The 24,104-nt window shown below is 68.7% G+C and carries 18 protein-coding genes; 9 read left to right on the forward strand and 9 right to left on the reverse strand.

Going from position 1 to position 24,104, the window contains the following annotated elements; translation table 11 throughout:
- The 6 genes from JGU66_34795 to JGU66_34820 all read left to right on the forward strand — a co-directional run.
- Window positions 1–4,680 (forward strand): amino acid adenylation domain-containing protein (locus JGU66_34795; GenBank protein ID MBJ6765951.1); only part of this gene is annotated, 4,680 nt, incomplete at its 5' end.
- Window positions 4,681–4,719: 39 nt separating this feature from the next.
- Window positions 4,720–5,934, forward strand: coding sequence for an aminotransferase class I/II-fold pyridoxal phosphate-dependent enzyme (locus tag JGU66_34800; protein ID MBJ6765952.1), 1,215 nt, complete (start codon window positions 4,720–4,722; stop codon window positions 5,932–5,934).
- A 20-nt stretch (window positions 5,935–5,954) separates the two neighbouring features.
- Window positions 5,955–6,845, forward strand: coding sequence for a CoA ester lyase (locus JGU66_34805; protein MBJ6765953.1), 891 nt, complete (start codon window positions 5,955–5,957; stop codon window positions 6,843–6,845).
- Complete coding sequence (locus tag JGU66_34810) at window positions 6,842–7,369, forward strand: MaoC family dehydratase (protein ID MBJ6765954.1); 528 nt, start codon at window positions 6,842–6,844, stop codon at window positions 7,367–7,369. The genes JGU66_34805 and JGU66_34810 overlap by 4 nt, the downstream gene beginning before the upstream one ends.
- A gap of 170 nt (window positions 7,370–7,539) precedes the next feature.
- Window positions 7,540–7,848 carry a hypothetical protein gene (locus JGU66_34815; protein ID MBJ6765955.1) on the forward strand — a complete coding sequence of 103 codons (309 nt, stop codon included), beginning with the start codon at window positions 7,540–7,542 and terminating at the stop codon, window positions 7,846–7,848.
- Between the two features lie 30 nt (window positions 7,849–7,878).
- Window positions 7,879–8,295 carry a DUF1036 domain-containing protein gene (locus JGU66_34820; GenBank protein MBJ6765956.1) on the forward strand — a complete coding sequence of 139 codons (417 nt, stop codon included), beginning with the start codon at window positions 7,879–7,881 and terminating at the stop codon, window positions 8,293–8,295.
- Window positions 8,296–8,383: 88 nt separating this feature from the next.
- On the opposite strand, the gene JGU66_34825 is transcribed toward JGU66_34820, so the two are convergent.
- From JGU66_34825 to JGU66_34840, 4 genes are all read right to left on the reverse strand, one after another.
- On the reverse strand, window positions 8,384–9,733 hold the full coding sequence (locus JGU66_34825) for a hypothetical protein (GenBank protein MBJ6765957.1): 1,350 nt from the start codon (window positions 9,731–9,733) through the stop codon (window positions 8,384–8,386).
- 185 nt (window positions 9,734–9,918) lie between these two features.
- Window positions 9,919–10,893, reverse strand: a complete 975-nt coding sequence (locus JGU66_34830) for an NADP-dependent oxidoreductase (GenBank protein MBJ6765958.1) — start codon at window positions 10,891–10,893, stop codon at window positions 9,919–9,921.
- A 182-nt stretch (window positions 10,894–11,075) separates the two neighbouring features.
- Window positions 11,076–11,522, reverse strand: coding sequence for a biopolymer transporter ExbD (locus JGU66_34835; protein MBJ6765959.1), 447 nt, complete (start codon window positions 11,520–11,522; stop codon window positions 11,076–11,078).
- A gap of 140 nt (window positions 11,523–11,662) precedes the next feature.
- Complete coding sequence (locus JGU66_34840; GenBank protein MBJ6765960.1) at window positions 11,663–13,894, reverse strand: M9 family metallopeptidase; 2,232 nt, start codon at window positions 13,892–13,894, stop codon at window positions 11,663–11,665.
- Between the two features lie 184 nt (window positions 13,895–14,078).
- Here JGU66_34840 and JGU66_34845 point away from each other — a divergent pair, with 184 nt between their 5' ends.
- Both JGU66_34845 and JGU66_34850 read left to right on the forward strand, forming a co-directional pair.
- A complete protein-coding gene (locus JGU66_34845; GenBank protein MBJ6765961.1) occupies window positions 14,079–14,813 on the forward strand; it encodes an AraC family transcriptional regulator in 735 nt (244 codons plus the stop codon).
- Between the two features lie 27 nt (window positions 14,814–14,840).
- Window positions 14,841–15,860: a beta-lactamase family protein gene (locus tag JGU66_34850; GenBank protein MBJ6765962.1), complete on the forward strand. Its 1,020-nt coding sequence runs from the start codon at window positions 14,841–14,843 to the stop codon at window positions 15,858–15,860.
- Between the two features lie 126 nt (window positions 15,861–15,986).
- Here the strand turns inward: JGU66_34850 and JGU66_34855 are convergent, their stop codons facing one another.
- Entirely contained in the window at window positions 15,987–16,637 is a 651-nt protein-coding gene (locus JGU66_34855) for an NAD(P)-binding domain-containing protein (GenBank protein MBJ6765963.1), read from the reverse strand.
- A 99-nt stretch (window positions 16,638–16,736) separates the two neighbouring features.
- On the opposite strand from JGU66_34855, the gene JGU66_34860 reads away from it, so the two are divergent.
- The gene (locus tag JGU66_34860; protein ID MBJ6765964.1) at window positions 16,737–17,630 is read left to right on the forward strand and encodes a LysR family transcriptional regulator; all 894 of its coding nucleotides are present in this window, start codon (window positions 16,737–16,739) and stop codon (window positions 17,628–17,630) included.
- A gap of 71 nt (window positions 17,631–17,701) precedes the next feature.
- On the opposite strand, the gene JGU66_34865 is transcribed toward JGU66_34860, so the two are convergent.
- From JGU66_34865 to JGU66_34880, 4 genes are all read right to left on the reverse strand, one after another.
- Window positions 17,702–18,112, reverse strand: a complete 411-nt coding sequence (locus tag JGU66_34865; protein ID MBJ6765965.1) for a hypothetical protein — start codon at window positions 18,110–18,112, stop codon at window positions 17,702–17,704.
- 184 nt (window positions 18,113–18,296) lie between these two features.
- Window positions 18,297–19,355 (reverse strand): hypothetical protein, encoded by a 1,059-nt coding sequence (locus JGU66_34870; protein ID MBJ6765966.1) that lies wholly within the window; start codon window positions 19,353–19,355, stop codon window positions 18,297–18,299.
- Window positions 19,356–19,375: 20 nt separating this feature from the next.
- Window positions 19,376–20,455: a collagen-like protein gene (locus JGU66_34875; GenBank protein ID MBJ6765967.1), complete on the reverse strand. Its 1,080-nt coding sequence runs from the start codon at window positions 20,453–20,455 to the stop codon at window positions 19,376–19,378.
- A 34-nt stretch (window positions 20,456–20,489) separates the two neighbouring features.
- Window positions 20,490–23,885 carry a M4 family metallopeptidase gene (locus JGU66_34880; protein MBJ6765968.1) on the reverse strand — a complete coding sequence of 1,132 codons (3,396 nt, stop codon included), beginning with the start codon at window positions 23,883–23,885 and terminating at the stop codon, window positions 20,490–20,492.
- Window positions 23,886–24,104 lie beyond the last annotated feature (219 nt).

Here is a 24,104-nt window from a genome sequence, read left to right on the forward strand (position 1 = left end):
GGAGGCCACTCGTTGCTCGCGACCCAGCTCGTCGCGCGCATTCGCACGCAGACCGGCCGGGACGTGCCGCTCAAGGACTTGTTCGACGCGCCCACCGTGGCCACGTTGGCCGAGCGTCTTGGTGGAGCGGCGGCTGAAGTCGCACCGCCCACAGCGCCCGTCATCCTGGCGCGCGTCCAGGAGGCGGAGCTGTCGTTCGCGCAGCAGCGCCTCTGGTTCATCGATCAACTCGAGCCCGGCAGCCCCGACTACAACATCCCGGCCGCGCTGAAGATGCGCGGGGCTCTTGATGTCTCGGCCCTGGAGCGCACCTTCGCTGAGCTGGTGCGACGCCATCACGTCCTGCGCACCGTGTTCCGCGTGAGCGAGGGCAGGGCGGTGCAAGTCATCACGCCCGCTGCCTCGTTCAAGGTCGAGGTTCAGGACCTCCGCGCGCTCCCCGAGTCCGCGCGCGAGCCCGAGGCCCGGCGACTGGCGCGCGAGGAAGCCGCGAGGCCCTTCGAGTTGTCGCGCGGGCCGTTGCTGCGCGTGCGCCTGCTGGTGCTGGCGGAGCGCGAGCACCTCTTGCTCCTGACGATGCACCACATCATCTCCGATGGGTGGTCCATCTCGGTCCTGCTGAAGGAGGTGGCCGCGCTGTATGCCGCCTTCTCCGCGGGACAGCCGTCGCCGCTGCCGGAGCTGCCCATCCAGTACTCCGACTTCGCCGCGTGGCAGCGCGGCTGGCTGCAAGGGGAGACGCTGGAGCGGCAGCTCGACTTCTGGCGCGGGCAACTCGAAGGCGCCCCATCGGCGTTGGAGCTTCCGACGGACCACCCCCGCACGGCGGATCCGCGCCGTCCCGGAGCGCTGATTCCGGTGGCGTTCCCTCCGACCCTGACGGACGCCCTCAACGCGCTCTGCCGCCGAGAAGGCGCCACGCTCTACATGGGGCTCCTGGCGAGCTGGCAGGTCCTGCTGGGCCGCTACTCCGGCCAGGAGGACTTCTGCGTGGGTGCCCCCATCGCGGGCCGCAATCCGCCCGAGACCGAGGGGTTGCTCGGCTTCTTCGTGAACACGTTGGTGTTCCGCGCGCGGCTGGGAGGAAACCCCACGTTCCGCGAGCTGTTGGGCGAGGTGAAGGCGTCGACGCTCGGGGCGTATGCGCACCAGGACATTCCCTTCGAGAAGCTCGTGGAGGTGCTCCAGCCACCCCGGCAGCTCGGGCGCACGCCGTTCTTCCAGGTGGTGCTGAGCCTGTTGAACACCCCGGCGATGAAGCTCCGTCTGCCCTCCGTCGAGCTGGAGCAGTGGGAGGTCTACTCCGGCACCGCGAAGTTCGATCTCAACCTGGGCCTCACCGAGACACCCCAGGGCCTCATGGGAGACCTGGAGTACCGCGCGGACCTGTTCGAGCCGGACACGCTCCGTCGGATGTTGGCGCACTACCGCGTGCTGTTGGAGGACGTGGTGGCCCATCCGGAGCGGCGCCTCTCCGAGCTGCGCTGGATGACCGACGACGAACGGCAGCGCGTCGTGCGCGACTGGAACGCCACGGCGCGCGATTTCCCGCGCGATGCCAGCGTGGCGGCGCTGTTCGAGGCGCAGGTGGAGCGCGCGCCCGATGCCGTCGCGGTGGAGTTCGAGGGCCAGCGCCTGACGTACCGCGAGCTGGATCATCGCGCGAACCGACTCGCCCACCACCTGCGCGCGGAGGGCGTGCGCCGCGGAGACCGGGTGGCGCTGTGCCTGGAGCGCTCGCTGGAGATGGTGGTCGCCGTGCTCGGCATCCTCAAGGCGGGTGCGGCCTATGTCCCGTTGGAGCACGCCACGCCGCCTGAGCGCCTCGCGATGCTGCTGGAGGACGTCCAGGCGTCGTGTCTGCTCACGCAGGCGGCGCTGCGCGAGCGGCTCGGCGCAGAGCGGCTGGCCGCGCGCGTCCTCCTGGTGGATGCGCCGCTGTCCGCGTCCTTGCCTGAGTCTCGGCCGGAGGTGCAGGTCTCGGGAGATGACCTGGCCTACGTGATGTTCACGTCCGGATCCACGGGGACACCGAAGGGCGTCTGTGTCCCGCACCGGGCCATCGCGCGACTGGTCATCGGCACGGACTTCGCGCGGCTGGGGCCCGACGAGGTCTTCCTCCAGCTTGCGCCACTCGCCTTCGATGCCTCGACGTTCGAGCTGTGGGGCTGCTTGCTGCACGGCGGGCGACTCGTCGTGTTCGATCGCCACACGCCCACGCTGGAGGAGCTGGGCCGCGCGCTGGACCGCCATGGTGTCACCACGCTGTGGCTCACCGCCGCGCTGTTCGCGCAGATGGTCACCCATCAGCCCGAGCCGCTAGGTCGCGTGCGTCAGGTGCTCGCGGGGGGCGACGTGCTCGCGCCCGGCAAGGTGCGTGAGCACCTCACGCGCTCAGGGCGCATGGTGAACGGCTACGGCCCCACCGAGGGCACGACCTTCACCGCGTGCGCCGTGCTCACGCATCCCGACGCGGTGGGCCCGTCGGTGTCCATTGGTCGTCCCTTGGCCAACACCCAGGTGTTCGTGCTGGATGCGCACCTGCGGCCCGTGCCGGCGGGCGTGCCCGGCGAGCTGTTCATTGGCGGAGAGGGATTGGCTTGGGGCTACTTCCGCCGACCGGACCTCACGGCGTCGGCGTTCATCCCGCATCCGTTCAGCGCGGCGCCTGGAGCGCGCCTCTATCGCTCTGGAGATCTGGCGCGGTGGATGCCGGACGGAAGCCTCCAGTTCCTGGGGCGGAAGGACGCGCAGGTCAAGCTCCGGGGCTACCGCGTGGAGCCCGGGGAGGTCGAGACCACGCTCGCGCGGCACGCGTCGGTTCGCGAGGTCGCGGTGATCGCCCGAGGCGACATGCCTGGGGGAACGGCGCTGGTGGCCTATGTCGTCGTGCAGCCGGGGGCGTCCGTGGATCCCGGCGGCCTGCGCGACTTCCTCCGCCGGGGCCTGCCCGAGTACATGATTCCCGCGGCCTTCGTGGTGTTGCCCGCGCTGCCCGTCACGCGCAACGGCAAGCTGGATCGCCGGGCCCTGCCGCATCCGGACGCGAGCGGGGCAGGGGGCGCGGGACGCGAGTTCGTGGCGCCACGCACGCCCACGGAGGAGACCCTGGCGCGACTCATCGCCGAGGTCCTCCGCAAGCCGCGCGTCGGTGCGCATGACAACTTCTTCGAGCTGGGGGGCCACTCGCTGTTGGCGACCCAGCTGCTCGCGCGGGTGCGGGCGGAGCTGAAGACCGAGCTGTCGCTGCGAGCCTTCTTCACCGGCCCTACCGTCGCCGAGCTGGCGCGGCGGATCGACAGCGCGGGGAGCGAGGCCGCGTCCTCTCCACCGCCGCTGACGCGCGCGTCGCGTGAGCACTCGCTGCCGTTGTCGTTCTCTCAGCGCCGCCTGTGGAGGCTGTTCAAGACGAGCCCGACCTCCACGGCCTACAACATGGCCGGGGCCTATCGGCTCCAAGGTCTGATGCGTGCGGACGCGTTGCACGCGGCCATCCAGGCGCTCATCGACCGTCACGACTCGCTGCGGACCACGTTCGACGAAGAGGCGGGGCAGCCGGTGCAACGCGTGGCGCCGACCGTGCGGTTCGACCTGCCCAGGGTGGATCTGCGCGACCACGCGGATGCCCACGCGGAGGTCCTCCGCCGCATCGGTCACGAGGCGCGGACGCCGTTCGACCTGGTCCAAGGCCCGCTGGTGCGGGGCGCGCTCCTGCAGCTGAGCGACGACGAGCACCTGCTGCTCCTCACCAAGCACCACATCCTCTCGGACGGATGGTCCGAGGGCGTCCTCATGCGCGAGGTCGCGATGCTCTACGCGGCCTTCGCGCGCGGCGAGACGCCCGTGTTGCCGCCGCTTGCGTTCCAGTATCCGGACTTCGCGGTGTGGCAGCGGGACTGGCTCTCCGGGCCGACGCTGGAGGCGCGCCTGGGGTACTGGCGGACCGCGCTCGCCGGGGCGCCGACCTTGCTGAACCTGCCGCTCGACAAGCCGCGTCCTTCCACGCGGACGTTCGCGGGCACCTCCATCCCCGTGGTGCTGGGGACGGCGCGGAGCGAAGCGCTCCACGCCCTCTGCCTCAAGGAGCGGGTGACGCCGTTCATGGCGCTCCTGGCCGTGTACGGGGCCGTCCTGTGCCACCAGTCGCAGCAGGACGAGGTCGTCATCGGCTCGCCCATCGCCAACCGCGTGCTGCCCGAGCTGGAGCCGTTGATCGGCCTGTTCGTCAATGGCATCGCGCTGCGCGTGGACCTGCGCGGCGGGCCCAGCTTCCGCGAGCTGCTCACGCGGATGCGCGAGGTGACCCTGGGCGCGTATGCCCACCAGGACATCCCCTTCGACCTGGTGGTGGACGCGCTCGGCGTGGAGCGGCCTGTGCATCGCACGCCGCTCTTCCAGGCCATGTTCGCGCTGCAGAACGCGCCCATGGAGCCCGTGCGCCTGCCCGACCTCATGCTCCTTCCGGTCGCCGAGGACCGGGGCTCCGCCACGTACGAGCTGAGCCTCGTGCTGAGCGAGAGCGAGGGGCAGTTCAGCGGCATGTTGGAGTTCAACACCGACCTCTTCGCACTCGCGAGCATGGAGCGACTGCGGGATGCCTGGTTCGCCTTGCTCGACCGCGCGCTGTCTCATCCCGACGAGGGCATGAGACCGGGCACGGCCGGGCCCCACCGGAGTTGAGGTTCCAGACGAAGTTCCGCAGCGCGTGCGAGGGAACTCATGGACGAGAAGAACCGCTACCGCAACACCGAGTCGATGATTGCCCATGGCAACCCGTCCTTCGATGCCGCGAAGGAGGCCGGGCTCCTGGGGCTGTCCGTGCGCAACACGGGGCGAGGCTCGCTCTCGCTGCCGGACGGGCGGGAGTTCATCAACATGTGTTCCTGCTCGTACCTGGGGCTGGACTCCCACCCCGAGGTCCTCCAGGGCGCCATCCAAGCGCTGGAGCGCGAGAAGACGATGGACATGGGCGTCTCGCGGCTGCGGATCCGCCTGGCGCTCCTGGATGAGCTGGAGGCCGAGCTGTCCCGGCGCTGGCGCGGCACCGCCATCGTGACGACCACGGCGAGCGCGGCCAGCGCGGGGCTCCTGCCCCTCATCGCGTCCGGGCATCTGCTGCCGGAGAAGAAGTCGCCCGTGCTCGTCTTCGACAAGGCCGCGCACTTCTCCATGAACCTCATCAAGCCCATCTGCGCGGACGAGACCGAGGTGCTCACCGCTCCGCACAACGACCTCGACTTCCTGGAGGACGTGTGTCGCAAGCACGCCCGGGTGGCGTACGTCGCGGACGGCTTCTACTCGATGGGCGGAGCGGCCATCGTGAAGGACCTGCTCGCGCTGCAGGACCGCTACGGCCTCTTCCTCTACTTCGATGACTCCCACTCGCTGTCGGTCTTCGGCGAGTCCGGCGAGGGGTTCGTGCGCACGCTGCTGGGCGCGGAGATCAACCCCCGGACCATCATCATCGCCTCGCTGGCGAAGGGCTTCGGCACCTCGGGCGGCGTGGTGCTGCTCGGCTCGAACCAGCACGAGGACCTGGTGGGGCGCTTCGCTGGGCCGCTGGGCTGGTCGCAGAGCCTGAATGTCCCGGCGGTGGGCGCGAGCCTCGCGTCGGCGCGACTGCACGGCACGCCCGAGATCGCGAAGCGACAGGAGTCCCTGCGCGCCAACATCCGGCACTTCGACGAGCGCGTCCCCACGCGCACCGTGGGCGAGGACTTCCCCATCAAGGTCATCGAGGTGGGGCCGGAGGAGGCCGCGGTGGCCGGCTCGCGCTTCATGCTCGAGCGGGGCTTCTATTCCTCGGCGGTGTTCTTCCCCATCGTTCCGCGCGGGCGCGCGGGCCTGCGCTTCATGATGCGCGCCAACGTGAGCCGCGACGACGTCCAGCGGCTGTGCGACGCGGTGGCGGACATGAAGCGGCGGTTCACCTGAGTCGCCTGGGAGCAGACGCCATGTTCCTACCCAATCCCTGCCGGACCTTCCTCGTGACGCCCGCCCTGGACGCCTCGCGCTTCGACAAGGCGCTGGACGTGGGCGCGGACGTGGGACTGCTGGACCTGGAGGACGGAGTGCCGCCCGCGCTCAAGGCCCAGGCTCGCCAGCTCGCCGTCGAGCACCTGTGTCGCACGGGCGCACGCCTCCCCCTGGCGGTGCGCATCAACAGCCTGCGCACGGCGGACGGACTGCGAGACGTCCTCGCGCTGCTGGAGTCCGGGGCCCGCCCTCGCGTCATCATGCTGCCCAAGGTGGAGGCTCCGGCGGAGGTGCAGCAGTTGGATGAGCTGCTGGCCGCGCGCATGCCGGACGTGGCCCTCATGGCCATCATCGAGACGCCTCGAGGCGTGGAGGCGGTGGACGCCATCGTCACCGCCTGCGAGCGCCTGCGAGGGATCATCTTTGGCGCCGCGGACCTCTCCGCGCAGCTCGGGGTGCCGCTCACGTGGGAGCCCATGTTCTACGCGCGCTCTCGCATCGCGATGGCCGCGGCGCTGGGCGGACGCTGCGCCATCGACTCGCCGTTCTTCGACCTGGGAGATCCGCAGGGACTGGCGGCGGAGATGCTCCGGGCCCACGCGCTGGGCTTCACGGGGAAGATCGCCATCCATCCGCAACAGGTGGCCATCATCCACGAGTCCCTCAAGCCCAGCGCCCGCGTGGTGGACCATGCGCGCCGAGTGCTCGCGCAGGCGGATGACGGGCAGGGCGGCATCCACGTGGTGGGCGGCAACATGGTGGGCCCGCCCTTGGTGGCCGCCGCGAGGCGCGTGCTGGCGAGTGTTCAACCCGACGACGACGAGGCGCCCGTCCCCCTGCGGATCGGCTCCCGTGCTGGAGAGTCATGAAGAAGCTGGTCCCCGCTCACAAGAAGGTGGGCAAGCAGCGCTACCGAGAGACGCATGGTCTGTACTTCGAGGACTTCGAGGTAGGAGACGTCTTCGAGCACCGGCCAGGCCGCACGCTCACCGACGTGGACAACATCTGGCAGTCGCTGCTGAGCCTCAACACCCATCCGTTGCACATCGACGCCGTCTACGCGGGGAAGACCGAGTGGAAGCAGCCGCTCATGTCCAGCCTGGTGACGCTGGCGATCGTGGGCGGGATGAGCCTCAACAGCACCAGCGCCAAGGGCGTGGCCAACCTGGGCTGGGACAAGATTCGCCTGACGGCGCCGGTGTTCGTCGGTGACACCATCTACGCGGAGAGCCGCGTGTTGGACAAACGCATGTCCCGCTCTCGCAAGACGCAGGGCATCGTCACGGTCGAGACCCGAGGCGTGAAGCCCGACGGCACGGTCTTCATGACGTTCGAGCGCTCGTTCCTGGTTCCGCTCAAGAAGCACAGCGTGGATGTGGATGCGAACTACTGAGCCCTCCGGGGCTCGGAGCGGAGGCATGCGAACAGTGTCGCTCCTTCGATGAAGCCCATGCGCCCGAGGGTGTGAAGCGATCCGAAGCCCTCGGGGTATGGAGTGCACGCGCTGGACGGCCGGGCGAAGTCCACGGTCTGGTCGCCGCGCGCTCGAAGGGGAACACTTCAATGAAGACGCTGCGAGGATTCAGGATCCTGGGGCTGGCTGTGCTGGCCCTGGGCTGTGATGGTGGCCCTCCGTCCGCGCAAGCGACCCGGTCACCGCAGGCGATCGAGGCCGCGCCCGCTCAGCCCCGTCCCACCGACGCGGAGCTGGCCGTGCCTCCGAGTGGCGCGCCCCTCCAGGCGGTCCCCGTCCACTACGCGGTGGATCCCTCGAACTCAGCGCAGCGCTCGGTCTCCGTGGGTCGCGAGACAGCGGGCACGACGAAGCCCGAGAGCGCTGTGCCCGGCCGCGTGCGCAGAGCCCTGCCGTAACCCCCACCCACGACGATTCCGGAGACTGTCATGACGAATCGCAAGCTCATGTTCGTGGGTGCATTGCTGTTGGGCCTGGGGAGTGCACAGGAGGCGCGTGCCTGGGTGCAGTTCTGCAACGGGACCAACGTCACCCTCTGGACCGCCTACTCCTGGTACGCGCCGGGATGCCTGGTCGAGGATGGCTCGACCTGGGAGAAGCAGGGGTGGTGGAGCCTGACGCCCGGACAATGCAAGGTCGTCTACGGCGCGCCCATCGTGAACCGCTACTCGTACTACTACGCGGAAGGGGGCGGCATGGCCTGGGCGGGCCCCTACTTCACGTGCACGCCGTACACCGCCTTCGACTGGTGCGACAACACCTGCAGCACGGACTCGCGCAACCTCGGATATCGCCAGCTCGATACGGACAGCTACTCGAACTACACCTTGACGCTCACGCCCTGAGGCGAGGGAGCGCACCTGTCATCGCCGTGGGTCGCGCGATTCCCCCCTCGCGCGGCCCACGGCGGGACTTGGTTCGTCGGGCGAGCGCTCAGCGCGGCTCGACGGCCACGCCGCGGCACTCGTAGTGGCGCGTCAGCGAACCCAGCTCGAAGCGCGCGGCGATGTTCCGCGCGATGTACCGCGCCATGACCCGGTAGACGGCCTCGGTCGGATGGGCCAGGTCACTCGTCGCGATGGGAGTGGGCGGTGGCGGACCGGAGATGGGCGGCACGCGGGGCAGCGTCATCCTGGAACTCGAGCTGGAACTCGAACTCGAACTGGAGGGCGGTGGGCCGGAGGGCGGATGCGGGCGGAAGCCGCCCGACGGGCGAGGCGGTGGCGCGGAGGAGAGGGATGGCGGGACGGCGGGGCTGGATGACGACGGGGGCGGAGGGATGCGGAACATTCCCCCCGGCGGTGGCGGCAGCGGGGGATAGAACGGCAGGGGCCCGACGGTGGGGTAGCGAAGCGGAGGCAGGTTGGGTTGGGCTCCAGGCTGGATGTGGTTCTCCGCCATGCGCGCCGGGCTGCTCGTGACGGCCTTGAGGATGTTGAACATGTCCACGAGGCGGATGGTGAGCCGGGTCTCCGAGGGCTCGTCGGGCGCGTGCCCCATGGCGACGGCTGCCGCCAGGTAGGCATTGAAAACGGTGGCGCCGGACGTGTAGCGGACCTTCTTGGGGTCCGTCCGCGCCAGCGCCGCGAAGCGCACGGCGTCCGAGGGGTCCGGCAGGTTGACGAGCACGAAGTGCGCGGCCCCCCCTGCGAGCACCCGGAGGGTGCGCATGTGCCGGAACATCTCGTCGACGACCTTGTGCATGGTGTCCGGGTCGCGGTTGTTCGTCACCAGGTCGTTCAGCCCGAACCAGATGATGAACAGGGTCTCGCCGTGGAGCGGATGCGCGCGGACCTGGGTGGTGAAGCGGTTGATCTGATCGCGGAAGGTGCCGCAGCCAATCTTCGAGCGATCCGAGGCCCCCATCGCGCCACCCTCGGCATAATTCACGTACGTGAAGGCGCGGCCGGAGCCCGAGAAGGGATCCGAGGGATTCGTCAGCCCGCGCCCCGAATCCTGATCCGAGTCCACGGTGAGCGAGCGATGGACCACGGTGGCGGCCTGGCTCTCGATGAGCGGAGAGGTCGGTGGTGGCGCCGGCTTCGGAGGCGGCTCGTCGGGGATGACGAAGCGCACCTGCGCGGGGCGGAACATGCTGACTCCGCCCGCCCACTCCCAGAGGAAGTCCGTCCAGTTCCTGCCATCGCTGAACCGGCCCAGCTCATTGACCTGCATGAGCCCGAAGAACTCCGCGAACCCGCCCATGCCGGACTGCGCCTTGGTCCCGATGTCCGACATGCTGTCGCCAAAGATGATCAGGTTCTTGATGTGTGTTCGCGGCACGGATGTCGCTCCCTCGGATGACGGACGAGTCGCTGCGCTCGGCGGTAAGCCGTCATCATTCCGAAGGCGAAATCGGAAAGTCCAGTCAGTGAGTAAAATTTAAACATCGATGGATTCGCTGACTAGACGAGATACGCTGCGTGGGCCGCACGGCGGGGACCGTGCGGCCTTCCGCGCCGTGGGGCTCAGTGGATGCGCAGCGCGAGCTTGCCCAGGTGGTGCCGGGCCACGTCCTGCTGCGCCTGGGCGGCCTCCGCCATGGGGTAGGTCTGGCCGACCTCCAGATGGAACGGGCCGGCCTCGATGAGCGCATTGAGCCGCTGAAGCACGCCGGCCCCTGGGAGGCCGTCATACGCGAGCGTCTTGACGCCCTCGGGGCCCTTGGGCGCCGGTTCCACGCCGTTGGGGTAGGCGATGCGGCCGCCTTTGCGGACGAGCTTCAGCGCGGCCTCGCAGGCGCCTCGGTTCGCCAGCACGAGCGCCGCGTCCAAGCCGTCCGGAGCGAACTCGCGGCAGGCCTTCTCCACGTCACCGCCTCGGCCGTCCACCGCGGCCTCGGCGCCCAGGCGCTTCACCAGCGCCACGCCATCCGCGCCCGACGCGACGGCCAGCACCTTGGCGCCCATGCGCCGCGCGAGCTGCAGCGCGATGTGCCCCAGGCCGCCGCTGGCACCGAAGATGAGCAGGCGCTGACCGGCCTTGAGCTGGAGTTGATCCTCCAGGCCGCGCAGGGCGGTGATGCCATCCGCCGCCAGCGTGGCCGCCTGTTGGACGGACAAGCCCTGGGGGATTCGCGCCGCGTTCTCGCCTTTCACGGCGGTGAACTCCGCGTAGAACCCTCCCTTGGGGCTGCCGAACGCGAAGCCGTAGGCGCGATCCCCCACCTTGAAGCCCTTTACGTTCTTGCCCACCGCGACGACCTCGCCCGCGCCGTCGCTGCCCGGGACATAGGGGAAGCGAGGGCCGCCCTCGATCATGTCAGCGAGGCCGCCGCCGACCTCCCATGCGTCCCAGGCGCCAATCCCCGCGGCGTCGACGCGGAGGAGAATCTCATCATCGCCGCAGCTCGGGACCTTCACGGTCTTGATGCCAAGAACCTCGGGGCCGCCAAACTTGTCGAGCGCGGCGGCCTTCATCGTTTCGGGAATGGCCTGGGCCATGGAGGGCTCCTTCCTCAAGGTGAAGCCAGTGTCCCGAGACGATGTGCATGGGCCGGGGCAGGAGGCAGCGCGGCCGACCTCACGGGCGGCGCGGTGGTCCCCCGGATTCCAGCCCTGGAAGGTGAAGTGGACAGGGCCTGCCGCGAGCCCTCGGAAGGTCGCCCGCCGAGGGCCAGTCTGGACTACCGCGTGTCGACCGAGAGGCCCAGGGCCTCGGCGCCCGCGAGCCGTGCGCCATCGAGCGCGAAGATGAACCTCTGATAGGGCGCCCGCGGATCCGGATCGAAGAGCATGGCGCGCTGCCAATAATGATGCCGGGTCGAGAGGAACGCGCGGAGCCGCGGCACGTACTCCTCGTCTCGAAGGGTCTCGCCTTGGAACTGCAACGTCCCGTCCGCCATGAGTCGCACGATGCCCGGTGACGGGCCGACCTCTGCGGCGGAGTCATCGGGACCCGGCAGTTGGAGCCATAGCTCGCCCATCGCGGCGGGCGTTACCATCATGAGCGCCATCACGATGAAGAGGGGGATCAGCACGACCATCACGTCTACGCGCGGGGTGTTGATCTCGGACTGCATGCTCGACGCGGGCTTCACGATGGTGACCCTGCCGGGGCGTGCCGCGCTCATGCCGCCTCCTGACGAGGGGATGCGGATGCGATGACGGGTGCTCCCATGTTCGACCTCCGTGGATGCTGAGGAGGAGGACAGGGGACCACGGAGCGCGGGCCCGAGGGCCTGGAGCGCTCCGTGGTTCGGTCATCGTTTCGTCATGGCGCGGGATCGAACCGCGCCTCCAGCTTCACGCCCGCGTAGGGCGCGCGCGCCTTGAGCATGACGTGGAAGTAGTTGCCGGCCGCGGGGCTGGGGATGTCCACCGTCTCGTCATTGCCAGCCAGGTAGGTGCGGTAGTCGTAGGTCGTCGTGGTGGGCCACGAGACGGCGCGGATGTACATGTCCGCGTTGCCCGTGCCGCCGCTCGTCTGGAAGTGGAGGTTGCGCGCGCCGGCCGGCACCCAGAGGTAGAAGTACAGGACGTCACTGGATGCCAGCGAGCCCCGGTAGCAGCCGTTGCCCAGCACCATCGGGTTGGAGTCCGTGCACGGCGTGCCCGAGCCCGGCCCAGGGCCCGGCGTGGCGCAGGTGTTCGGATCCGCCGCGGTGGAGACGCAGTCGATCCACTGGTGGAACTCGCTGTCGTGCGACGTGCCCAGCCCGTCCAGGAACGTGCGGTAGGCGGTGTAGTTGCCCGCGCGGAACTGGCCGAGCATCGTGGTGACCTCGCTCGCGTGGCGCTCGAACATGAAGCGCACGCCCAGGTAGCCCCAGTAGTACACGCGCTCCGTGCCGCTGTTGTAGTCGTTGCGCAGAATCTGGCTGAGCTGGAAGGCCTTGCTCGTGCCGAGCTGCACCGCGTCCGCGTTGTCGTTCTTCTTGGAGATGTACTCGGCCAGGCCCTCGACCCACCAGATGGTGGGCTGGCTGGTGCTGGCGCCGAAGTCGCCCATCATGTCGAAGCGCCCGTCGAGGTAGTGCACGTACTCGTGCTCCAGGTTCCAGATCTTGAACGTGGGGCGCACCCACTCGGCCTCGTAGGCGATGAACCGCGCCTGGTTGCCCGCGGCGGCCGGGTCGCCTTCCAGGTACATGCCGCCGTTGTTGGTATCGATGCCGAACAGCGCGCCCGCATACGTCTCGTAGTCCAGGCTGCTGTCGAAGATGACCATCTCCAGGGACGTGTTGCCGTCATTGGCTACGGGCACCTTGTTCGTCTTCAGCTTGTCGTGGAAGTAGGCCTCCTGCGTGCCGAGCACCGTGCAGCTCTGCGTGAGCTGTGTGGACGTCATGTCCTGAGCGCGCAGGCGCAGCGTGGCGCCGCAGCTGTACGAGGTGCGGAGCACCGCCTGCTCCAAGGCCACCCGGAAGTTGCAGATGCCGTAGTACGAGCAATTGGCGCCGTCGTAGTAGTCCGCCATCTCCGCGGCGCCCACCCAGACGCCCGCGGTGGGGCCCGTCATGGCGTGGTTGGTGATGAGCGCCTTCACCTTGGGCCGCGTCTTGTCCTGCAGCGTCCCGGTATACTGGAGGAACCGCGACAGCTCGCGGGCGGCGTTGACCGTGAGGTATTGGTTGTCCGTCCCCAGGAGGGACTCGGTGCGCACACCAAAGCTGTCCAGGGAATCCAGGATGGACGGGTCGCGCTGCACCGCGGCGACGAAGTCAGTCAGGTAGTGGCCTCGGAACAGGCCGGTGAACACGCCGTTGGTGGCGCTGCGCATGTACCAGTAGGGCAGGGCCGTGCTGTTGAAGCGATCCAGGATGCCTCGGAAGGTGGCCAGGTGCTGGGCGTTCTCTCCCGCGCTGTCGATGAGGATGACGAACTCGCTGAGCACAGCGCCGTGGTCGTCGTTGACATCCGTGAAGTGGCTGTTGGCGACGAAGGCGTTCAGCGCTGGGCGGATGGCATTGCGCAGCGCGGTGCCGTAGGCGCCCACCGCGTCGGAGTTGTAATACTGCACGTAGTAACCGGCGCGCAGGAACAGGATGAGCTGGAGCGCCTTGCTGGTGTTGTTGCCCGGGTATTGCTGCGCGCTCGTGGTGAGCGCGTTGGCAATGGTCACCATCTTGCTCTCGATGAACACCTGCCCGGCGAGCGTGCCAGTGAGGTTGAACAGCGAGTTGACGCAATCTTCCGCGGAGCCCTTCACCAGGGTGACGAGCGCGCTGCCGCTGGAGGAGGCGAACGCGGCGGTGTCACACGTGGCGAGCAGGCCCAGGCGAGCGGAGCTGGGCGTGGGCTCGCGGCGAAGCTGCTCGGGGGCCACGTTGGGGCTTCGGTCGCCGGAGCGAAGGCGTGCTTCGGCACGCTCCACGCCGTGGCCTCGCTCGGCTCGCCCGGGGGCGGGACCTCCGGGAAGCGCGGCGGCCGACGTGGCCGCCAAAGTAAGACACAAGGAGAGGAGCAGGGCGTGACGATGCCCGGTCTCGGGGGGACAGCGCATGGCTTGGACTCCTGGCACGAGGGGGGATGCTCGGTGTCTCGCGGCTCTCGTGACACCGACGTGGGTTTCACGTGGAGTTCAAGGTATTCGTGACTGAGTATGTCGTTCTTGTGTCTTTGCTACGTGGGGACGAATGGAAACCACCAAAGCCCGTGACGCGCTGGAGCAGTGGCGGGTGGAGTTCATGGGGAGGGTGGCGAACTCGCTGTTCGCGGAGGCGTTGTTCGATCGGGTCCCGGACATCGTGTTCAGTGTGAAGGACATCCAGGGGCGCTACGTGTGCATCAGCGAGGCGTGCGCGGAGCGCTGCGGACTTCGCAGCAAGGCGGCGGCGGTGGGGCGCACGGCGCACGAGTTGTTCCCGCGACACATGGCGGACCGGTACGTGCGACAGGACGAGCGCGTCTTCCGGACAGGTCGCCCGCTGGTGGACAACCTGGACCTGACGCTGTTCAACAATCGCAAGCCCGGGTGGTGTCTGACGAGCAAGGTCCCGCTGTTCGCCGAGGATGGCCGAATCCTGGGGCTCGCGTGCCTGTCCAAGGACGTGCATGAGCCAGGGCGGATTGGACTGGTGGATGAGCGGTTCGCGGCGACCGTCGATTACATCCAGGCGCACTATGGGGACCGCCTGCGCATCGACGGGCTGGCTCGGCGCGCGGGCATGTCCGGGGCGCAGTTCGAGCGGCGCATGCGGCGCATCTTCCAGCTCTCCGCGGGGCAGTTCATCATGAAGACGCGCATCGACGCGGCGGCGGAGCGGCTGCTGTTGGAGCCTGGGTTGCCCATCGCCTCCATCGCGCTGGCGGTGGGGTTTTGCGACCAGAGCGCGCTGTCGCGGCAGTTCAAGCTGGTGACGGGCTTGAGTCCTCGGCAGTACCGCCAGCTCTTTGGCAGGGGGGCAGGGCGCGTGCGCTGACGCAGCTTCTGGTATGAGCCTCGCCCCATGCCGACGCCCGCCGAGCTGTTGCGCTCCGAGACTCGCCGCTACCTGCGCGGCTACCGCGACGCGTCCCTGTGCGTGGGGCTCACGTCGGGTGGGACGCATTACGTCGAGGGGCTTCGGGGGCGCGGCACGCCTCCCGCGACGGATGCGCTGTTCTCGCTGGGGGCGCTGACCGAGGTGTTCACCACCGCGTTGTTGTCGGTCCTGGTGGAGCGGGGCGAACTGCGCCTGGACACGCCGCTGTCGGAGCTGATTCCCCGAGGGCTGCTGACCGACGAGACGGCCGGCCGCATCACGCTGGAGCAACTGGCGACCCACACGTCCGGGTTGCCGCACCTGCCGCCCAATCTGGATGCGGCGCCGCGGAATCCGGAGGATCCGTTCGGACACTACTCGGCGGGGCTCTTCGGTGAGTTCCTGCGGAGCTACCGGCCCGCGCACCCCGCTCCGCGTCCCCATTCCGAGTCATTCCTGGGCATGGGCGTCCTCGGGCACGCGTTGTCGCGGCGCGCGGGCGTGAACTACGGCCATGCCCTGCGAGACTTGTTGTTCAAGCCGCTGGGCATGGGCGACACCAGCACCCGCGTCACGGATGAGCAGGCGCCGCGAGCGCTGTCGGGCCACACCGCGCGAGGCAAGGCCGTTCCTGGCTGGACCTTCCCGGCGCTCCCTGGCGCGGGGGCGGTCCACTCCCAGGTGGGGGATGTGCTGCGCTTCCTCGACGCGCATCTGGGGAGAGGCGCGCCGGAGGTCGCGCGAGCCCTGAAGCGGACGCATGCGCCTCGAGTGGAGGCGGGACGCGCGCGCTGGAGCCTGGGCTGGACGGTGACGCGTCAGCAGGGCCGGGAGGTGCTCTGGCGCTCGTCGGTGATGGGCGGCTTCGTGGGGTTCCTGGGCTTTGTGCCCGAGGCGGATGTGGGAGTCGTCCTGCTCGCGAATCACGGATGGTCGCTGCTGGACGCGCTCCGAGGCCGGGTGCCCGTGGAGGCGCCTGGACTGGCCCTGTTGTCGCGCGGATAGGACACGCTTGGGTTTGCGTTTGTCTTTGCATTCCCTCGCGTTCTTGCTGAAACACTGGCACCCACCGGGCCGTGCGCTTTGCCCGGTGGGATGCCGTCGTGATGCCGTGATGTCAGCGCGTCGCGCTCAGGCGCGGACCACGTGCACGTTGACGAAGGGCGTGCGCAGCGTGCCGTACAGGCGGACCCACAGCGTGACGTAGGCCTCGGTCGTGCGGGCCGCGGAGATGTCTCCCAGGTCGACGATGTGCTTCCACCCGAAGCCCTCGGTGAGGAGCTGCTTCACCTGGGCCTTGGCCACCGCGTCGTTGCCCGCCACGAAGAGGTCATGATCCCCGGGGATGAGCGCGGGGTTCACCATCACATCGCTGTTCACCGTGTTGAGCGCCTTCACCACCTTCGCGCCCGGGAACGCGCGCTGCACCTGCTCGCCCAGCGAGTCGGTGTTGCTCACCGTCAAGGTCGGGGGCATGCCCTTCGAGAAGTCCAGCGGGTTGGACACGTCGATGATCACCTTGCCGTTGAGCTGCGCGGCGCCCGCCGCGTGGAGCGCGTCCAGCGTGGCCGTCCCCATCGTGCAGCAGAACACCATCTCTCCAAACGCCGCGGCCTCGGCGAACGTCCCCTGCGAGGCCCGGGCGCCCGCCTTCTTCACCCACGCGCCCGCCTTCTCGTTGTTCGCCGTGCGCGAGCCCATGCGCACCTCGTGGCCCAACTGCACCAACTTCGTCGCCAGCGTCTCGCCCACCGTGCCCGTACCCAGGATTGCGATCTTCATGATGACTTCCTCCAGTGGCCGGGAAGCTAACCGTCAACCGGGGCGGCATCGAGCATCTGGGAGTTGAAGCATCATCAACTCCAGGTTGATGATACGGCCATGGACTTGTTCACCGGGGTGCTGCCCTTCCTTCACGTGGCGGAGGAACTCAGCTTTCGCAAGGCGGCCGAGCGGCTGGGAGTGACCACGGCGGCCGTGAGCAAGGCGGTCCTGCGGCTGGAGGAGGATTTGGGGGTGCGCCTCCTGGAGCGCACCTCGCGGCAGGTCGTCCTCACCACGGAGGGCCTGGCGTTCCTGGAGCGAGCCCGGGAGGCCGTGGCGCAGGTCCGGGCCGGACGCGATGCGGTCGCGAAGGCCCAGCACGCGCCGCGAGGTCCGCTGACGGTTTCGTTGCCGTACATCCTGGGGCCCCTCATCCTGCCGCCTCTGGCGAGGCTCCAGGCGCGCCATCCTCAGTTGACGCTGCACGTGCGGATGAGTGATCGCCTGAGCCGGCTGGTGGAGGAGCAGGTGGATGTGGCGATCCGCATCGGCGCGCTGGAGGACTCCAGCCTGGTGGCGCGGCGCCTCCTGACGACGCGCTGGATGACGCTGGCCTCACCGGCCTACCTCGCCCGCCATGGGACGCCGACGCATCCCGGCGAGCTGGTGCGTCACCCCTGCCTGAAGTTCATCGACCCGCGCGGCAAGGTGCGCGAGTGGATGTTCTCGCTGACGCCCGGCGAGGCGCCCCAGGTGGTGCGCACCGCGGCGGCAATGGATGTGGACCATGGGCCGGCGCTGCTCGACCTCGCCACGGCGGGGGCCGGTGTCTGCCAGGTCCTCGACTTCATGAGCGATGCGCGACTGCGGGATGGGCGGCTGGTGGAGGTGCTCGAGGCGTTCTCCGCCTCGGGGCCGCCGGTGCACGCGCTCTGCCTTTCGGGGCGCCAGTCGTCGCCACGGGTCAACGCGCTCCTGACGGCGCTCACGAGCGAGCTGCGTGCGCCATAGCATGGGACAGGGGCGTGCCCGATGCGCACGCCCCCGCCCGTGATGTGTCTCGCGTCGCCTGATGCGATGGACTACGGGGCGGCCTTGCTCAGGTCGTGGTTCTTGGGCGGATAGGCCGAGAACTTCTCCAGCGAGATGAGGGTGCAGTTGTTGTTGGCATCCCAGAGGAAGGCGAGCCGGTCATCCCCGTTGATGGCGCGAGCGGTCTCCACCATGGCGGGGTTGGTGGTGTTGCAGTATCCCTGCGTGCCGGTGGCATCCCCCGCGCGACACTGCACCGACGTCACCGTGAGCGACGACTGGATGGTACAGCCGATGAATTCCTTGGTGTTGGTGGTGTTGCGTGCCGTGCCCAGGTCTCCCGCGGCGATGCGGCCGACCAGGTCCACCGAGACCGTCATGTTGTTGTGTTCACCCGCCCAGCTCGCTGCGCCCAACAGCACGACCGCGGCCGCGAACAGCTTCATCCCGTGTTTCTTCATGTGTTGCCCCCTGGGTTCATCGGATTTGCCCGATACGCATGAATGAAGGACATAGGCATTGTTTTCAATGTCTGCATGAGTTCGGTGCAATTGCTTGCCTGTAACAAGTATCCGACGCCGGGACATGGGCCCCATTGACTTCGAGGCCCATGACCCAGCAGGGCACTTCCTGACGCGCGTATGTCTATTCGGCGCAGATGCAGCAGAAGCCATCCTCGCTCGCCCAGGACACGGTGCCGGTGTCCGAGGTGGCCTGGCAGGGCCCCTGCTTGGCGAAGATGAGGTGGAGCGCTCCGGGGCAGACGCCGATGCAGTTGGTTCTCAGGGCCGCGACGGCGAACGAGCGCGTGGCCCCGACTGGACCGACCCCGCCCTTGTTGCCTTGCTCGCCCTGATGCCCCTTGAGGCCCTTGGGGCCTTGAGGCCCCTGTCGCGGGACCTGCACCCCGGCTTGATAGACATTGCCGAGGTTGTCCACGCGGAAGGCCTGGCTGGAGGCGTTGACGCCGGAGATGAGGTCTCCCCCTCCGGTGTTGATGAAGACACCTCCCGCGCCAGAAGGCGAGGCGGCGTGCCCCTCCACGCCCACGCCCGCGCCGTTGAGGTCGGTGGTGTAGCCGCGCACGGCACGTCCGCCCACGCCGTTGGTCGTGGCGCTCACCGCCGCGCCTGTTCCATTGTCATTCTCCTGGGTGAACGTGCCCGCGGACTTGGACATGGATTGGGTGGTGCCGAGGACAGCCTCGGCTCGGGTGTTGGAGACCTCCAGGGTGGGGGTTGCGCTAGTGACGGCGGCCACGGCTCCCGGCGCGAACCCATGCGCATGGGCGGCGATGGCCACGGGCTGACTGCCGAGCAGCGTGGTGGGCGTGGCCACGAGCGCCCAGGTCACGACGACGTTCGTGCGTCCGGCGAAGAAGGAAGGATCGATACCACCCGGCGAGGCGCTGCCGATGGAGGCGTTGAACCATCCATTCCGCACCTGCACGGTCTGGTTCTCCTGATAGAGCGTGACGCTCGTGTCGATGGTCTGCGACGGCGACGGCTGGACGACGGTGAAACGCAATGCGACGGAGGCGTTCGTGTAGCCCGTCAGCGGTGCGCGCAAGGGGAGGAAGCGCGAGCTGACGAGGGTGTTGGGCGGAGGCGTGGTGCCTCCTCCACCCGGGTCGACGGCCCCGAGCGCGGGCCAGGTCAGGAGGGCGGAGACGGCGAGGAGGGCGGGCAGGAGTCGCGTGCGCATGGCAGGGCCTCGGGTCGTTCTCAGTTCGCGCAGACGCAGCAGACGCCGTCGTCGCCGCCCCACGTGCAGCCGCCTGTGTTGGACGTCACCGCGCAGCCGCCCTTGGTGGCGCCCACCAGGGTGGAGGTGCCCGTGCACAGCCCGATGCAGCTGTCGTGCTTGGCGCAGACGGCGAATGTGTTCTTCCCAGGCGGGCCCGGATCGCCCTTGTCGCCCGGGACGCCCTTGTCACCATCGGCTCCGGTCTCTCCCTGCGGGCCTGGCAGGCCCACCTGGATGTTGTTGACGAAGATGCGGCCCTGGTTGTCCACCCGGAAGTTCGTGGCCCCGGTGTCGGAGTTCTTGGCGATGAGCAGATCTCCACCGCCCTCGTTGACGAAGAGTCCCCCCGCGCCTCCGATGGAGGCGGTGCGCCCCTCGACGCCGTAGCTGGCGCCGCTGGTCGCGGTGGCGACGCCGCTGACGCCGCGGCCCGTGGTGCCGTTGCTCGTCCCGGAGACCGCGGGCTGGACGTTCGTGGTGCGGTTCACCTCGAACGTCGCGGCGGAGGCAGACAGCCCGGTGGTGGAGGCGCTCAGCGCGGGGCCGCTCCGGTTGGACAGCTCCACGGCGGGCAAGGACGTGGACGCCGCGGTGAGCGAGCCCGGCACCAGGCTCATCGCGTAGGCCACCGAGTGGGCCGGCTGGTAGCCCACCACCGTGTCAGGGGTCGCCTCCAGCGCGTAGGTGAAGCCCGCGGAGGGATGATCGGCGAAGACCTCGGGCGGGAGTCCGCCGGCCGTGTTCTGGCCCACCCAGGCCACGAACTCCTCGTTCACCACCTTCACGGTCTGCGTCTCCTGGAACAGCAGCACGATGGGGGTGATGTCCGTGAGCGAGCTGCGCTCGGTGCTGAGCTTGATGCGGATGGCCACGTCTCCGTTGGCCTGGCCCGGGAGGCGGCCTCGGAGCGGAAGCAGGCGCGTGCTCTGCACGATGGGCTGGGCCGGGGGCGTGGTGCCTCCGCCGCCGGGAGGAATGGTCGCGGCGAGGACCAGGGAGGGGATGAAGCCCCACGTCAGCCCCAAGAGCGCGGTGAGCAGCGAGCGACGAAGTGTCATGACAGGGTTCTCCAAAGTGACGACGGGTGGAAAATCACGGGCAGGAGATTTGGTAGACCCATTCGGTGGTGGGGGAGGCCGTCGAGGGATCGCAGTTCGGCTCGACGCGAATCTTCAGCTGTGTGTCATTGCCGTTGAACGAGATGGTGGCGTTCGTCCAGGGCGCGAGCGAGTGGTCGTTGATGTTGGGGTCGGGTGTCTTCACGCAGCCCGACGTCCAGAGCTGGCTGCCTTGGTAGAGAATGGTGATGCGGTCGTGGATGTCGTAGGTCTTGTAGGCAAAGGCAAACGTGCCGCTCTTCTTGCCGAGGGAGAACGTGCGCTCGTCCACCACGTTGGTTCCCGCCTGGACGGCGGCGTTGCAGGTGGTGTTGCCCGAGGGCGCGGGTGGTTCGAGGGTGTTGAAGCCTCCGCCCGCGCTGGCGGACGCGGTCATTCCATCCAGGTTCTCGGGCCCGATGGCGCGGATCTGCCACGTGTGTTGTTTCGGGTACTGCAGGGGGCCGGCCAGCGTGAAGGAGGTGGCGGGGAAGGGGGCTCGGAACGTGCCGACGGGCACCGCGCCCACGCCGGGCTCCACTCGGGAGACATCCACCTGATAGGCCGTGGCATTGGCCACGGGTGTCCACTCGAAGACGACGTTGCTCGCGCTCACCGAGTCGCCATGCGTGGGGTGCAGGGGCGTGGGTGTGCTGTCGTCGTTCATCACGAAGAACTGGTTGAGGGGCGTGCCTCCGTTGGACCAGGGGGTGACTTCTCCGTCCTCGCTCTGCGCCCTGACGCGCCAGTAGTAGCGCTTGTTCTTCTCGGGCTTGACGTTGGCGGTGGCGTGGGTGGTCGTACCGCTGAGCTGCAGTGTCTTCAGCGGCGTGGTGAAGCTCGGGTCGTCCACCGCGGCCAGTTGCAGCTCGTAGCCCGTGACGCCGCCCACCGCGTTCCAACTCATGTTCACGGGCCAGGGATAGGTTGGCGAGCCATTGGTGGGGCTCGTGAACGTGACGGTGGGGGTGTTCGTGGTGAAGGACATCGAATCCGCGGCGACCCAGTTGCGCTCCAGGTCGTCGGGCGAGGCGAGCGCGAAGTTCTTCGTGTGATAGCGCGTGGCGCGTGTGCCGAAGTTACCGTCCGGGCCTCGGGCGAGCACCGTCCAGTAATACGTCTTGTTCATGCTGACCTGCATGTTGTCCGCGTGGGGATCCGTCATGTCCATGTAGAAGGTCAGCGGGCTGAGGCTGGCGGCCTCCGAGACGATGACCCGGTAGCCCGTCGCGCCTGGCACCGCGTCCCAGCTCACTGGAGAGACAGGCCACGGGTGCAGGTTGGTGGCGCCGTGGCTGGGGAGGATGCCCGTGGGTGTCATGTGAGACGTCTCGAAGCTGGAGGTGAAGCGCCACGTGGTGTCCCACGCGCCGCCTCGGTACGAGCGCACGCGCCAGTAATAGACGGTGATGGGTTTGAGGTTGGCCGAGGCGCGGCTGACGGTGCGCGCGCCCAGCACGCTCTGCGAGGTCACGTTGAAGGTCTGCAGGTGCGTGGCGAAGGTAGGGTCGTCGCTGAGCTGGACCTGCCACATGCTCTCCGGCGGGCAGAGGACGCGGCAGGACGAGTAGAGCGGGGTCTCGAAGGTGAGGAGGGTGGGCCATGCGGGAACGGCCTGCTCTCCAGCGCTGGGGAGGCGGAACTTGCTGTTGTCGGGGGCGCTGGCGTCGGGAAGGCCCACGGCCGCCCAGGCCGCCGCCACCGCGCGCTGCTGCGGGGAGTCGTCACCGAAGCGCTCACCCGCCGTGAGGACCGTGGCCTCGCGGAAGTCCGCGAAGGTGGAGGCCGGGGTGAGCTTCTCCATCAGCGTGTGGAAGGTGATCTCCTCCGCATCCTGTCGGCCAATGCCTGTCACCGAGTACGTGAAGTCCAGGTCGTTGGTGCCGGCGCCGCCCGCGGCGAGAAAGTAGAACCAGTGCGTGATGACGCCCGCCGCGCGATGGCCGGAGTGGGCGGTGACGGCGGCCAGCCAGTTGAGGCCCTTGTAGGTGTCCGGCTGGCTGTAGGCCTTGGGGTTCTGGAGGCTGCGGCGGTCAGGGCTGATGGCCTTGTCGAACAGGAGCCAGTCGTTCGGGTCGCCGAAGGCCGAGGCGTTGACGGAGGTCGCGAAGATGTCCGCGATGCCCTCGCTCAGGCCGTCCGGTTCGAGCGCGCTGCCGAAGCCGCCGAAGGCCATGTGCTCGAGGAAGTGACCCATCTCGTGTCCCGCCGACTCCAGGTCCACGTCTGGGAGTCCCGGGGGCGTGACGAAGCTGCACAGGCCGATGATGTTCGTGGCGGGATTGAAGTGAGAGCCCACGCCGCAGCGCGAGGCCGCTGGCGTGACGAGCTGGATTCCAATGCCACCGACGCCCAGCCCATCGAAGCCCGAGATGCCCAGCGTGGCTTGGAGGTAATCCCAGCCGCGCTCCCCGGCCCAGTGCGCGCTGACGCCGCGCCGGTTGGCGGTCTCGTTCCAGAGGTTGTCCGAGTCGAGGAAGTCCACGCCCGGCACGGCCGAGAGCGGGTCGCCATCGCGGGTGATGACTTTCCGGGTGCCGCTCTCCTGGAGGCGGTAGGCGGTGGGCAGGGGAGATGTCTGGTATTGGTCCGCGGTGAAGCTCACGTCGCGCCCATCGAGCGTCTTTCCGGTAGCGGGCGTGTCGAGGTGTCGCAGCCGCGAGGCCTTCTCGATGACGTGCGCGTCCTGCGCGTCGACGTAGACGCGAACGCTGTCCCACGTGGGCTGCGTGGTGGTGAGGTCGAAGCGATACGCGAGCCGGAAGGGGAGCGTCTCGCCGAAGTCTGGCGAGTAGATGACCAGGGTTCCGGTGGGCGAGGGCTCGGCGGGGTTGAGCTGCCAGAGGTACTGCGTGGCGTTCACGGACGTCAGCGCCGCGGTGAGCGCGTCCGGCGCCGTCACCGCGGGCGTGGTGGAGACCGTCAGTCCTGGCGCCAGGCGCCCCACGCCCGACACCACCGCATCGGACAGCTCGGTGAGCGCATACATCGCGTTCTCCACCGGGACTCCGGAGAGCTTCTGTTGGTAGCGCGTGTGGACATAGCCGCGATCCCCCGAGCGGGTGGTGGTCGCGACCATTGTGTCGTTGGTTCCCAGGTGGAAGCTGTTGGCGAAGCGCGTGAAGAAGGTCGTGCGCGGGACGTTGTCCACGCTGCGCCAGAGCCGGAAGCTGGTCGGCGCGGTGTTCGCGGCCGAGACGACCCGGCGGGCCGAGACGGCGATGTCGAGCGGGGGGAGGGGCGGTGGCGGCGTGTCACCTCCGCCGGGAGGCGGTGTGACGGCGGCCTGCTCCTGCTGGGCAAGGGAGGAGAGATTCCCTTCGCCCTGGCAGGCCGTGAGGGTGGAGAGGCAGAGCGCGACGAGGAGACGACCGGACAGGGGAGTGGGCATGAAGCCTCCTCCCTCCTTCACGACGGTCCTGTTGGATCTTCCCGCTGTCGGTGGATTTCAGGTTCCGCTCATTCGAGGAGCCCTTGAGGCCCTCTCGGAGTTGGGCGTCCTGGCGGAAATTTTCCGGAAATTCGTTCTGATTCATCCGTCCGGTTGGGTCGGATTTGATGCGCCTTCGTGGTTGGCGGTGTGACGCATCCTGACACGGGTTGCGGTGGC

The sequence above is a fragment of the Myxococcaceae bacterium JPH2 genome, from assembly GCA_016458225.1.
In the GTDB taxonomy this organism is placed as follows: domain Bacteria; phylum Myxococcota; class Myxococcia; order Myxococcales; family Myxococcaceae; genus Citreicoccus.